Source organism: Hymenobacter sp. UYP22 (assembly GCF_040547285.1).
GTDB lineage: Bacteria > Bacteroidota > Bacteroidia > Cytophagales > Hymenobacteraceae > Hymenobacter.
On record NZ_JBEPPK010000015.1, the window covers coordinates 1 to 13,255 of the forward strand.

A 13,255-nucleotide genomic window follows, 5' to 3' on the forward strand; every position below is an offset into this window, starting at 1 on the left:
CCCTAATCAAGTCCATCAGCAAGCGAAAAGCCCCGCCGGAAAATCCGAGCGGGGCCCTTGCCTTATTCCTGTCAACAGTTAGCCGGACGCGACAACTTTCTGGGGCACCTACAAACTTTACGAGTATTCAGTGGAGTACTGAGTCCAGTTGGTCAGTAGCTGCTCAAAATCGTCAGGCAGTTCTACCTCAAATTGAAGAAACTCCCGGGTAGTTGGGTGCTCAAAGCCCAATGATTTGGCATGAAGCGCCTGACGGGGCATTAGCTCTAGCATCTTCTCGGCAAATACTTTATAAGCACCCGTACGCTGGCCGTACACGATTCTGTCGCCGCCGTAGGTGGCGTCGCCAAACAGGGGGTGCCCGATATGCTTCATGTGCGCCCGAATCTGGTGGGTACGGCCGGTTTCGAGGTTGCACTGCAGGAGCGCTACTTTACCAAAGGACTGCAGCACTTTGTAGTGCGTAACGGCATGCTTACCCTGGTCACCATCTGGGTATACAGCCTGCACCTTCCGATCTTTGAGGCTGCGGCCGATATGCCCCCGAATGGTTCCGGCAGGCTCTTTGGGCACGCCCCATACCAAAGCCAAGTAGGTTCGCTCAATGGTATGATGAAAAAACTGATTGGAAAGGTGCGTCATGGCAAACTCGGTTTTTCCAACTACCAATAGCCCTGAAGTGTCCTTATCAATGCGGTGCACCAGGCCCGGACGAATTTCGCCGTTGCGGCCGGTAGGCAGGTTCTGCAGGTGGTAGGCCAGCCCATTTACCAGTGTACCGTTCCAATTGCCAAAAGCCGGATGCACTACCAGCCCAGCCGGCTTATTTACCAAGAGTAGTTCAGCATCCTCGTACCGGATATCAAGAGGCATGGGCTCCGGCACAACCTTGAACTCCCGGGGTGGCTCCGGCAGGGTAATAGTGATGGTGTCGCCGGGTTTTACGCGGTAGTTGGACTTCACTGGCCGCTCATTCACCTGCACGGCTTCGGCCTTGATGGCGTTTTGAATGCGGGTGCGCGAAGTAGCCGGTAGGCGGTTCAGCAGAAACTTATCTAGGCGCAGCAGTTCCTGACGCTTATCGGCCGTGATGCGGTGGTGCTCATACAATTCATCACCGCCTTCACTATCGTCGTCCAACTCCGCCTCCGGCACGGGCGGGGCAGTATTCGATAAGATGGGTTGCTGCGGGTTTTCTTCCTGCTCCAACATGGGGATATACGGTCAACTCACTAAGTATTCCAGCATCCGGGCTGGGTTTCTATAAAACAGCAACAGCCGGAGCTAGTGCCCCGGCTGCGCCAGAATTCAACTCAAACTAGACCGTGGAGCCTTATTTCTTGGTCTTCGTTTTGGTTTTGGTAGCCGCTGGAACAGCCGAAGGGGCCGCAGCAGCCGGGGTGGTTACTTTAGCAGCCGGAGCGGCAGCACCCGGCGTAACACCCATTTTCTTCAGAACCAGATCTGATACGTCGCCGTCCTTGGGGCCGTGCAACAGCACGGGGCTGGCACCGTCCGAGTTCAGGATGTAAGTGTAGCCGTTCTCTTCGGCTACGGCATCAATGTTCTTCTGTAGCTTGTCCAGCGCCGGCTTCAGCAGCGCCTGCTGCTTCTGCTGCAGAGAGGCTTCTGCATTCTGCTGGAACTCCTGCATGGACTGCTGCAGGTTTTGCAGTTCCTTTTCTTTATCAGCCCGTACGGGGTCAGGCATAGCTTGGCCGCCCTTCTGATAGGCCTCCAGCTTGGTACGGAAATCAGTTTGCTTGGCGTCCAGCTGATTCTTAAGCTGCGTGCTATAATCCTTCAACTGCGACTCGATCTGCTTGCTTTCGGGCATCTGGCTCAACACGTACTCTACGCTGGTATAGCCAATTTTCAGCGGTGCAGCCGTCTGTGCCATTGAAACCGTAGCCGTGGTGAAGGTAAGGGCGGCAGCAGCCAGCGCAACGCGGAACTTGTTCATGGTGGTCATCAAAAAGGGAAAAGTCAGAGAGTTAGATGCGTAAAGTTACTTCTTTCGGGTAGAAGGTCGTGCGGCCGGACGCGCCGGCTGCTTACCAGCTACTGGTTCCTCCTCCACGGCAGCATCACCGGATGGAGCAGCGGGAGTAGCCACTGTTTTCACCGTGCCCTTCTGAGCCGGCTGGTTGCGCTCCTCCGATGCTAAACCCAATTCTTCCAGTACAAATTCCGTGTAATCATGCACGGGATTGGTGTACAGCATGGTCAGGTCGCCGGATTTATCGAACATGATGGCCAGCTGCTTCTTTTTGGCCACCTTTTCAATGGCCTCAAATACCTTATCCTGCACGGGTTTGGTAAGCTCCTGGCGCTTCTTGAAAAGCTGGCCCTCGAAGCCGAAGATTTTGTTTTGGTAGGATTTAATATCCTGCTCCTTTTTCAGAATCTCGTCTTGGCGCTTTTTCTTCATGGCCTCTGTAAGAACCACTTCTTCGGCCTGATAATTCCGATACAGCTTATCCAGGTCCTTTTTCTGGGTTTCGATATCCTTCTGCCAGTTGCCCGACAGCGTATTAAGCTCCTGCTGGGCCTGAGTGTAGGCGGGCATCTTGCTCAGGATGAACTCCGAATCCACATAGCCGAACTTTTGGGCCTGCGCCGCCTGCGGGGCCAGCATCATCCACACTAGCCCCAGCAGGGCCACTGCTCCCGAAAACAGTTTTTTCATACAGATAAGAGGGAAGATGAACGGCCCGCAACGCCGCTAGGCTTAGCGGAGCTGCTGACCAATGATAAAATGGAATCGGCCGGCTTCCTGCTTCTGGCCAGGGGTAGCCACTGGCACTTTGTCGAAGCCCCAGCCGTAATCGAAGCCTAGCAAACCGAATGCCGACATGAAAATCCGGGCCCCTATTCCCGCCGAGCGGTACAACTTGTAGGGGTTGTAAGTAGCGTATTGCTCGAAGGCATTACCCGCTTCTGCGAAGCCCAGCACGTACACCGTAGCCGCTGGGTTGAGGCTGACGGGATAACGCATTTCCATTACGAATTTATTGTACACCACGCCCCCGGCCGAGTTTTGGCGGGATGGAGGCAGTGCATCGGCTTCGTTGGGGTCGGCGTAACCGCGGAGGCCTACGTATTCGGTACCGGCTATGAAGTTGCTGGAGCCACCGTAGCCTAGGCCTGAGCCACCGAGCTTGAACCGCTCAAATGGGCCAATAGGACGGGCACTGTTGTAGCTGCCAATAAACCCGAAGTGCGCCCGCGTGTTCAGTACCAGCTTGCCCACCATCGGCGAGAACCACGAAGCATCGAACATCCACTTATGAAACTCTACCCACTCGTTCACGCTGGGGTGCGAGCCCGGGAACAGGGAGTAAGGCGGCGTCAGGTTCACGCTCAACGACAACGAGGAGCCCCGACGCGTAAACGTAGGGTTGTCGATGCTATTGCGCGAGAGGGTAGTGTTGAATGTTACGTTGGTGGCGTTACCGGTACCCGTAGGGAAGAAGTTGGTACCCAGAGCCGTGTAGTTCTGCAGCTTGTACTGCGTCACTGACATGGCATTGCTCAGGGTAAAGTAGTCATCGGGCCAGCGTAGGCGGCGGCCCAGGCTCACACTACCCCCGTTGGTTTTCAGGAAGCTCCCGGTTTCAGCGTCGAAGTTGGTACCCAGGCGGTAAATCGTCTTGGTCAGGCTCACCGACAGGGAGTTGGGCTTGCGGCCACCCAGCCAGGGCTCCGTGAACGAGAAGGAATAGGCCTGGTACTGCAAGCCGTTGGCCTGCACGTTCAGAGCTAGGCGCTGCCCGTCGCCGGCCGGTACGGGCGTCCAGTTGCGGAGCGTGCCGGCTTTGCGCAGGGAGAAGTTATTGAATACCAACCCTACCGTGCCGATGAAGCCAGCGTAACCACCCCAGCCACCCGAAAGCGTAATCTGGTCGGAGGGTTTCTCCTCCACGGTGTAGTTGATGTCTACGGTACCGTCGGCTTGGTTAGGCACGGGGTTCAAGCCAATCTTCTCGGGGTCGAAGTAACCCAGCGTGGCAATTTCGCGCTGACTGCGGATGAGGTTTTCACGGCTGAATTTCTCGCCCGGCAGCGTGTACAACGCCCGGCGCACCACGTGGTCGGAGGTTTTGGTGTTGCCGGCAATATTCACATCCTTGATGCGGGCCTGCACACCTTCGGTCACGCGCATCTCAATATCAATTGAGTCGCCCTCTACTTTGGTTTCTACCGGCTCAATCTGGAAGAACAGGTAGCCGTCGTTCATGTACAACGACGACACATCCTGCCCCGTAGGGTTATAATTCAGCCGTTTGTCGAGGGTTTCCTTGCTGTAGACGCTGCCCTCCCGAATACCTAGCACGGAGGCCAGGGTTTTGTCGTCGTAGAGGTAGTTACCCTTCCAGGTGATGTTGCGGAAGTAGTACTTCGGCCCCTCATCCACTTTCACCGTCAGGCGCAGGCCATCACCCTCCCGCGACAAGGAGTCGGACACAACAACCGCGTCCCGGTAGCCTTCACTGTTGTAGAAGTCAATGAGCTTCTGCTTATCATCAGCAAACTCCTTAGGCTGATACTTGCCCGAGTTGAAAAGCTTGGGAAACTTCTTCTCCTTGGTTTTCTTGAACTTGCCTTTCAGCTTACCATCTTTGAAGGCCGTGTTGCCCTCAAACACGATTTCGTTGATCTTTACTTTGTCGCCTTTATCAACGTTAATGAGCAGCACTACGCTATTGGACAGGGCCGAATCCGGCTTCTGCACAATGTTCACCTTGGCATCCAGGAAGCCTTTGTTGGTGTAGAACTTGCGCACCTGGGAGCGGGTGTTGCTCAGCAGCGCGTCCGTGACCACCTTCCCCCGAATCAGCTTGATTTTATTTTTCAGCTCATCGGCCTGGCCTTTGCCAATACCGGTAAACTCAAATTTGGACAAGCGGGGGCGCTCTTTCAGGTTGAAATCCAGGAATACCCGGTCACCTTCCACGCGGGCAATGCTTACGCTCACGTCACCCAAAATGCCTTGGTCCCACAGTTTCCGAATGGCCCGTCCAATTTCCTCGCCGGGAATGGTAATCGGGTCACCTATTTTCAGTCCCGTTAAGCCAATCAGGGTATTGGGGTCAAGGTAACGTGCGCCGCTAATGGTGATGCCGCCCAGCGTGTAGCGCTGGCCCTGCTCACCCTCAGTTGAGGGTGCTTGAGTCTGACCAAAGGCAGCTGGAGCCGAGGCAGTACCTAACGCCAGGGCTAGTGCAGTTGCCGGAAGTAACTTGTGATAAGAAGAACGCATGTTCTGGAATTACGAAACGGTTAGCTGCTCACTGGTTTTACCAAATCGACGCTCCCGCTGCTGGTACGCCCGCAGAGCATCATAAAAATGCTCCCGCCGAAAATCCGGCCACAGCAAATCGGTAATAAACAGTTCCGTATAGGCCAACTGCCACAATAGAAAATTACTGATGCGCTGCTCGCCACTGGTACGAATCAGCAGTTCAGGATCAGGAATACCCGCCGTTGATAGAAACCCCGCCACGGTAGCCTCCGTTACTTGCTCAGGCTGCAAGCGGCCCGCAGCTACCTCTACTGCTATCCGCTGTGTGGCCTGCGTAAGGTCCCAACGGCCGCTGTAGCTCAGGGCCAGCAGCAGCGTGGTACGGGTGCCGCCTTTCGTGAGCTCAATAGCCTCCGCTAATTCCTTCTGGCACGAAGCCGGTAGGTTTTCAATCTGCCCGATGGACTGCAGCTTGATACCATTCTTCAGCAATGTGGGCGTTTCCTGCCGGATGGTGTGTACCAGCAGTTGCATCAGGGCTATTACCTCGTGCGCCGGCCTCGACCAGTTTTCGGTAGAAAAGGCGTAGAGCGTCAAGAAGCGCACCCCTACCTCAGCGGCAGCTTCCACAGTTTCCCGCACGGCCGTAATGGCGCTCTGGTGACCGAAGATGCGTAAACCGCCTTTCTTCTTCGCCCAACGACCATTGCCATCCATGATGACAGCTACGTGAGCGGGTATGTTCTGAGAATCAAGTTCGGACCGGACGGCCATTAGTACTTTTTGCGTAAAGAGGCCGCAAGTTACGCAAATGGTTGCATTCCCATCTGCCTGATAACTGCTTGCGCTATACCGGCTAAAATACGCACCGCCCCCAACACTTAGTATGTTGGGGGCGGAGTAACTGTATCCACCCGAATTACCGGCCCTTCCTCTTGCCTTTTTCCTGGTTGTTATCCGGGCAACGAATCTTGTAGAAGGTGTAAGAAATGCTCAGCCCATTGTAGAAGTACCAGTCTTGGTCGTGCGGGTTACCTACAAGGTCATTCTGCCCCCTCGACTTTCCATCGATGTTGTCTAGGTTATCGGTAAGGGTTTTGCGGGCTCCAGCCTCCAACCCCAGATTCCAGTGCGTTGAAAGCGCATATTTAAACCCTAGCCCTACTGGAACCGCCAAGCTGATTACACTACCCGTTTTATTTAGTTGGGGCTCGAGCGCTGGGTCAGTACTCGTTCTTGTTTTAGGATTTGCGAAGAATCCCGCCAGACCAACGAACACATACGGTGTAAAATGAACCTTGTCTTCCCGGTTATGATAATCGTAAAAATTGTACTCGATACCGCCGCCTAGCTCCACTAGATTACCCTTCATGCTGGCATCCCGATACGCGGCCTGCGGCGTAATGCTCCCATTCAGTCCTTTCACGTTCCGGTCGTCGGCCCGTAGCATTCCAAATAGTCCACTGGCTCGCAGTGTTATCGGGGCCGAAATATCCTTGCGGTAGAAGGCGGTTACTGCGGGTCGGTTATTGCGAAACTGGTAGGAAGGCGACAGTTCTCCTTTATAAGACAAGCCGCCCAATCCGACACCTATTTCACTGGTATTCTGAGCGGCGGTGACACGGGCAAAAAAAATACTCCCTACCGACACGGAGCCGATAAGGAGCATTTGAAAGGGAAATGACTTTGTCATTAGGCTGACTGTTGAGTAAAAGACAGTCAGCTAAACTGACTATCTGAATTTGGGGTTACGAACTCGGGGGGCGAGGATATAGTTAACGGAAATACCCAGCGTGGAGTACCAATCCTTCTCGTTGCTTTTGCCGCGCATTTCACCGCCTTGCTGCGCTTCTGTATAAGTGCCGGGCAGTTCACGGGTGATATCCCAGCCAAAGTACTTGGAAGCATCCGACTGCAGAACGTCACGGCTGGCTACATAATTGCCGCTTACGTCGTCAAGATAGTCGGTAAATGTTTTGCGGAAGCCCAGTTCAATACCTACGTCGAAGCTCTTGTTGAGCTTGTAACGAGCACCTGCACCGAAAGGAATAACGAATTGGGTAAGGCTGTAGCCTTCCGACTGACCTTCCGTTCTGAGCGGCTGCAGAGCCACATACGAGCCGGGCGACAAATTAGTAGCATCGCTGCCAATAAGGGCTTTGGGGTTGTGGCGGATCACGCCAACACCGCCAAACAGGTACGGAACGAAGTCCGGGCGCTTGATGTAATTATTCCGGTTCTCAATCAAATCAAAGATACCGGTTGCCGAGAATTCCAGAATATCGTTGCGGAAGTTCATGTTCCGGTTGTAGCGGAACTTGGCGTCTCCATCATTCTGGTCAGCTGCTTTGGCATCGTCGCCGGTGATACGGCCATAGGCCAATGCGGCACGGGCCGAAATACGGGGAGCGAACCGGCGAGTGATAGACAAGCCAACGTTCGGGCGGGTAGCTCCTGGCCGGAAGCTTGGAATGCTGGGCTTAGGAGTAATATCGCCAAAATAGGCCATACCATTCAGCGTCAGGCCAACCGAGTTGTACTGCTTCCGCTTACTAAACTGCTGTGCACTCGCCTCCGACGCTACCAGCGCGAGGACTAGCAACAAGGCCAAAGTGTGAGTCAAGAGTTGCTTCATATTGAGCGAGGGTTAAAGATATCGGTCTGAAAAAGGGCGAAGTAGCGGTATGGGCACGGTCGCAGTGAGTGACAAAAGTAGAAGATGCCGGGAACTTAAAAAAGGTTTGACAGAAAACTATATACCTAAACTGGTATTCCAGCCGGATTCCGCCGGTCAAGGCCCCAGTTCAACTTACTGCGCAAGGTACTCAGGAAGTTAACGTGGTTTAGTTTTACCAGGCGAGCATTAAAGTTTTCACGGCGAACGGCAATCTGAATACTGGCTTCTACCGTTTGGGAACGAGAGTCAAGGGAGAGTAGAAAATTGTTACTACGCCCTTCAATTTCAAAGGAAATCACACTCCGATCCGACACGATAAGGGGCCGTACGTTCAGATTGTGAGGGCATACGGGAGCAATGATAAAATTGTTTGTTTGCGGGAGCATCACGGGTCCGCCGCAACTTAGAGAGTACCCGGTGGAGCCGGTAGGCGTGGATACGATGAGGCCGTCAGCCCAATAGGAGTTCAGGTATTCTCCATCGATGTAGGTGTGCACTACAATCATGGATGAAGTATCGCGCTTCAGAATACTGAACTCGTTGAGTCCGAAGTTGATATCCCCAAAGGTATCAGGATCGGTATCTACCCGGATCAGGCTCCGGTCTTCCAGCACAAAGTGGCCTTTGAAGAGGGCATCTATGGCTTGGGCAATCTTATCGGGGGAAATGGTGGCTAGAAAGCCTAATCGACCAGTATTGATGCCTAGGATGGGAATCTGGAGTGCTCCCACGTAGGTGATAGTATCCAGGAGTGTTCCGTCGCCGCCAATACTGAGTACGAAGCGGGCTCCAGCCAGGGAGTCGCCGCGCCGGAAGGTGCTTATTCCTTCGGGTATCTGAATGTGCTGACTTAGGTACTCATGAAAGGATTCCAGGATACTTATGTCCGCCTGGCGGCGAATTAAGTCATCCATCATTTCCTGCATGAAAGCAGTTTGCTGCTCATCAAAGGGCTTTCCCAGAATGGCTATTTTCATAACAAAAACATAACCTGACTACCGCGCAAAAAGGGGTCAGATGGGAAACTGCGTGCGAAAGAAGAAGCCGCCCTGTTGCTCCCGATTACGGGCGTATTCCAGCGTAAATACCCAATCGTAGTACGTAACCAGATGAAGTGCAACGCCAGCGGATGCTAACAGGCGGTTGGGGAGTTGGTTGTCGCGTAATACGGCAGGCTGCCGGACGTATCCTGCATCGACAAAGGTATTTAAATAAAATGCCAGCGGAATGCCATTAAAACGGGAGCTGCGCAAGTTGCCTATCTGCAGCTTGCCAAGGTCGAAGAGGCGGTAAGTGAAGCCTTGCTGCAACAGACCCAGGTGCGGGCCCTCTATTACGTACGCATCGTAGCCCCGAACTAGCACATCATACCCGAAGGCCCGGCTATCAGGATAGGCCAAGGCCCGCGCAAAACGAAGCTGGGCAGTAGCTCCCACGCTGTAATAGAATGGGCCGCCCAATGCTACGTAACGAGCGTAACGGCCGCGCAGCGTTAGGATACCAGGGTTGCTGTTATTCAGGAATGACCGGTATGAAATTCCGACTTGCGCATACTGTCCCGTGAGCGGGTAGGCGAAAGTGTTCCGTTGGTTGAGGGTGCTTATGAGGCTAACCTCCATGTACTGCCGCCGGGGTCCATGTAGAAAGTACCGAGGATTATAATACAGTACAGAATCTGATACTTGCTCCCGGTGGTAAGAAACATCCAAGGCCGTGAGGTGCTGTACTGTTCGGCGCCACCGAATACCAGCCGTGGCATACTGGCGCTCAATGGGGAAGCCGGTTTGTTGGCGCAGGTTACGAAGCCGATCATCTACGGTGACGTAGTCGAGGGCACGGCTGCGGTAGTAGGAGTAGCCGGCCCCGAAGCCAATACGCCGACGACGGCCGTACCCGGGGGCCTCATAAAAGAGCTCATACTTGCGGTTGAAGCCCAACTGCAAATTTCCCAGCAACTGCTCATTACGGCCCCGAAAATTGCGGTGCACTACATGTACACCATAATCGACCCGTTTTGCCCGGTCGGGACGGTCAAGCCAGGAGCGAAAGTTACGGTCGGCGAGGGAGAAAATGGGGATGGGAAAAATGTACCACCGTTCCTGTACGCTGTATAAAATTGTCAGCTCCCCGTCGCGGCAGATGGGTTGCACCAGCACCTGGTGGAACAGCTGCAGATTGTACAGACGGCGGCGGTTGGTTTCAAGGCGGCGGATGAGGCTGGTAGTACCCAGCGTATCACCTTCCTGAAAATCAAGCTCAGCTCTTAAGACAATTTCTTTGGTTTTGTTATTGCCGACAAACAGAATACGCCCGACCCGCAACGTGGAATACCCAGCGCACTGTGCCTGGATCAGGCTATCGGCCGTGGACCGGCGAGCAGAGTCGGGCAGTTGTACTGCGGACGCAAGCTCCCGTGGAGGCTGCGAAACCGATGTGACACGGGAAATTTCTCCCAGCCCCAGAAACAATACGGACAGTAGCACCTCCCCTACCGACTCAGATACTCAGGTAGCGCAGCAGGGCATTATAGCGCTCCTGCTCGTCTTCGCTTACCTCGCCAGTACCGCTGAACTGGGCCGTAATGGAATAGCCGAACCGTTCCAGCGTGGCAATAATGCGGGTGATGTTGGGCGTATTGAGCTTGAGCGTAAGTCGGATGCGGTAGGGGTCGTGCTCATCCTGGGCCACGTGGGCGCTCATGATTTTGGCGTTGTTCTCCTCTACGTACCGGCTAATTTGCGTGAGCGAGTAATCTCGCTCCTCCATGGCCAGCACAATTATACCCTGCTGACCAGTAGCCACGGGAACCTTGCCAAAGGCGGCCAGCGTGTCGCTTACCGTTACCACGCCTAAGTACTCGTGCTGCGCATCCAGCACTGGCACCAGCTGAATTTTATTCTGGACAGCCAGCTCAATGATGTTGTAGAAGTGCTGGTCGTGCTGCACATGCACGTCGGTATAGTTCAGGGCCAAGCTCCCCAGCAAGCACTCCACTCCCTCCCGGTCCAGCAGGTCCGATTCCGTTACGAGGCCCCGGTACTGGCGGTCATCGAGCACGGGAAGTTGGCCCACGTGAAATTCCTCCAGCCAGCGGGCAGCCTTTTCCGTTGAGTCCGTCACCTTCAGCGGCGGAATCATTTGATTCAGTAAATCTTCGGCGAGAATGGAATTCATCGGAGAATAGGCGAAAAGCGGGACGAAGCTCGGAGGTGGGGCAATACAAGCCCGAACACCTGCAAAAGGTTTTTGGGCCATTACCTGCCTTCGTAACTACGTAGAAGAGCGGAGAAAACAGCCCAGAGGTTGCACCAACCGAGTCAGCACATATTACGAGGTGGGTACTGAAGCGGCCGTGCGTTCCAGAAATTTAGTAAGCAGCTGGTTGAACTCCCGTGGGCGCTCCATCATGGGGGCATGGCCGCAATGGTCAAGGAAGCGTAGCTCCGCGTTCTGCATCAGGCGGTTGAATTCATGGGCCACTACTGGCGGGGTAATGGTATCATTAAGGCCCCACACCAGCAGCGTGGGCACCCGAATTTTGTGCAGTTCCTTGGCCAGGTTATGGCGCTGGGCTGAGCGGGCAATGCTGATAATGCGCAGACACTTGGCATTGGAGTTTGTCACGCTGAACACCTCGTCCACTAGTTCCTGCGTTGCCACGGCGGGGTCATAAAAGGTATAGGCCACCCGCTCCTGCACGTAGCCGTAATTGCCGCGCTTAGGGAAAGAGCCCCCCATACCATCCTCGAACAGGCCGCTACTGCCCGTAAGAACCAGGCGCTGCACCCGCGTGGGGTTTTGCAGAGTGTACACCAAAGCAATGTGGCCACCCAGAGAGTTTCCCAACACTGTACAGGGCTCTGTGAGGGTAATTTCAGCCAAAAATTCCTCCACGAAACCAACCAGGCCCGGTACGCCGGCCTTCAGTAGAGGCATGTCATAGATGGGCAGCAACGGAATAACTACCCGGTAGCGCAGGCTAAACTGCTGCACCACATCCTGCCAGTTGCTAAGTGCTCCGAACAGGCCGTGCAGCAGCAGCAGCACCTCACCGGTACCCTCGTCCACGTACTGAAATCCATTCTTTTCCTTGATCTGCAGCTCCATCTTTGCTAGGGAATACGCCCGCCGGCCGGAGCTGGCGCGGGCTGTGCAATGATACAATTCTTGACCCAATTGCCCAGAAGTGCCAGTCCGTGGGGGGTAAGCAAGGCTTCGGGGTGGAACTGTACGCCGTGCAAAGGCAGCGTACGATGCCGTAGGGCCATTATTTCGGGGGCCGAACTGATAGTGAAGGCCAAAGGCTCCAGACAGGGCGGCAACTGCTGCAGCACCAGAGAATGGTAGCGGGTAACGGGCATCCGGGCGGGCAGGTTCTGCCAAAGTACGTCCGGCTGGGTCCACTCTACCTCCGACACTTTGCCATGCATGGGCCGCTGCCCCCGCTGCACCGAGGCCCCAAAAAACTCGCCTAATGCCTGGTGTCCCAAGCACACGCCCAGTATGGGTTTTTGTGCGTGGTACTCCGCAATAACTGCCAGTAAATTACCAGCTACTGCCGGCGTACCGGGCCCCGGTGATAGTACCAGCGCGTCAAATGGCAGCTGGCGCAGTTCGGCCAAAGGCGCATCGTTGCGACGAACTACCACCTCACACCCCAGCTGCCGCAGGTAATCCAGCAGGTTGTACGTGAAGGAGTCGAAGTTATCCAGCAGCAGAACACGCATAATACTCAATAACGAAGCTGGCAGCTAGTGGCGTTCTTCTCTAAAACACCTCCCGCAGGCGGCTAAGCAGCGTACCGGCGAAGGGCATTACAAAGGCTACGGCACTCAGGGCAAGTGGCGTGGCCTCCTGCACTATGGGCAACACCTGCGAGTCGGCTACTAGCTTGGGCGATACTAACTGCAGGTCAGCTAACCCTACCCCGTGCAGCAGCAGGCTCAGGCCCAGTACCCACTTGAGTACTCCGCTGGCCGCGCCGCCTAGGTTATCGAGCATGCCCAGTGGGGTAAGGTGCACGGCCGTTTTGATGAACCCGCTGAGCAGGTGTACTCCCCACACAATGGCAGTGAACACCAGCACGAATGATACTAAGGGCAGCATACCGAAAGCATCGCCTACGTAGTGGCGCACCAGCGGAATGGCATCATTCAGCAGAGCTAGCCCTCCTACTGCGCCAAGCACGAAAGCCAGCAAGGAAGCCACCTCCAGCACCAGCCCACGCCGGTATCCCTGCACGGCCCCAATGCCCAACGGAATCAGTAAAAGGATGTCGAGGGTGGACATTGGAGAGGAGGTGCCAAAGCGGAGGTGTGCGTGCCGGACAGTAA

The 13,255-nt window shown here is 54.9% G+C and carries 13 protein-coding genes; all 13 read right to left on the reverse strand.

Annotation, left to right across the window (positions count from 1 at the left end):
- Window positions 1-117: 117 nt before the first annotated feature.
- On the reverse strand, window positions 118-1,218 hold the full coding sequence (locus tag ABIB60_RS18510) for an RluA family pseudouridine synthase (RefSeq protein WP_502915138.1): 1,101 nt from the start codon (window positions 1,216-1,218) through the stop codon (window positions 118-120).
- Window positions 1,219-1,333: 115 nt separating this feature from the next.
- Window positions 1,334-1,972 carry an OmpH/Skp family outer membrane protein gene (locus ABIB60_RS18515; protein ID WP_354581970.1) on the reverse strand — a complete coding sequence of 213 codons (639 nt, stop codon included), beginning with the start codon at window positions 1,970-1,972 and terminating at the stop codon, window positions 1,334-1,336.
- 36 nt (window positions 1,973-2,008) lie between these two features.
- The gene (locus ABIB60_RS18520) at window positions 2,009-2,689 is read right to left on the reverse strand and encodes an OmpH/Skp family outer membrane protein (RefSeq protein ID WP_354581971.1); all 681 of its coding nucleotides are present in this window, start codon (window positions 2,687-2,689) and stop codon (window positions 2,009-2,011) included.
- 42 nt (window positions 2,690-2,731) lie between these two features.
- Window positions 2,732-5,263 carry an outer membrane protein assembly factor BamA gene (bamA, locus tag ABIB60_RS18525; protein WP_354581972.1) on the reverse strand — a complete coding sequence of 844 codons (2,532 nt, stop codon included), beginning with the start codon at window positions 5,261-5,263 and terminating at the stop codon, window positions 2,732-2,734.
- Window positions 5,264-5,272: 9 nt separating this feature from the next.
- Window positions 5,273-6,019: an undecaprenyl pyrophosphate synthase gene (uppS, locus tag ABIB60_RS18530; RefSeq protein ID WP_354581973.1), complete on the reverse strand. Its 747-nt coding sequence runs from the start codon at window positions 6,017-6,019 to the stop codon at window positions 5,273-5,275.
- A 145-nt stretch (window positions 6,020-6,164) separates the two neighbouring features.
- Entirely contained in the window at window positions 6,165-6,938 is a 774-nt protein-coding gene (gene porG / locus ABIB60_RS18535) for a type IX secretion system protein PorG (RefSeq protein WP_354581974.1), read from the reverse strand.
- 39 nt (window positions 6,939-6,977) lie between these two features.
- Window positions 6,978-7,880 (reverse strand): DUF6089 family protein, encoded by a 903-nt coding sequence (locus ABIB60_RS18540; RefSeq protein WP_354581975.1) that lies wholly within the window; start codon window positions 7,878-7,880, stop codon window positions 6,978-6,980.
- A 125-nt stretch (window positions 7,881-8,005) separates the two neighbouring features.
- Window positions 8,006-8,899 carry an NAD kinase gene (locus ABIB60_RS18545; RefSeq protein WP_354581976.1) on the reverse strand — a complete coding sequence of 298 codons (894 nt, stop codon included), beginning with the start codon at window positions 8,897-8,899 and terminating at the stop codon, window positions 8,006-8,008.
- Window positions 8,900-8,935: 36 nt separating this feature from the next.
- Window positions 8,936-10,243 carry a POTRA domain-containing protein gene (locus ABIB60_RS18550; protein ID WP_354581977.1) on the reverse strand — a complete coding sequence of 436 codons (1,308 nt, stop codon included), beginning with the start codon at window positions 10,241-10,243 and terminating at the stop codon, window positions 8,936-8,938.
- A 175-nt stretch (window positions 10,244-10,418) separates the two neighbouring features.
- A complete protein-coding gene (locus ABIB60_RS18555; protein WP_354581978.1) occupies window positions 10,419-11,096 on the reverse strand; it encodes a CBS domain-containing protein in 678 nt (225 codons plus the stop codon).
- Window positions 11,097-11,249: 153 nt separating this feature from the next.
- Entirely contained in the window at window positions 11,250-12,029 is a 780-nt protein-coding gene (locus ABIB60_RS18560; RefSeq protein WP_354581979.1) for an alpha/beta fold hydrolase, read from the reverse strand.
- A gap of 5 nt (window positions 12,030-12,034) precedes the next feature.
- Complete coding sequence (locus ABIB60_RS18565; RefSeq protein ID WP_354581980.1) at window positions 12,035-12,649, reverse strand: anthranilate synthase component II; 615 nt, start codon at window positions 12,647-12,649, stop codon at window positions 12,035-12,037.
- Window positions 12,650-12,689: 40 nt separating this feature from the next.
- Entirely contained in the window at window positions 12,690-13,211 is a 522-nt protein-coding gene (locus ABIB60_RS18570) for a CvpA family protein (protein WP_354581981.1), read from the reverse strand.
- Between the last annotated feature and the right edge of the window lie 44 nt (window positions 13,212-13,255).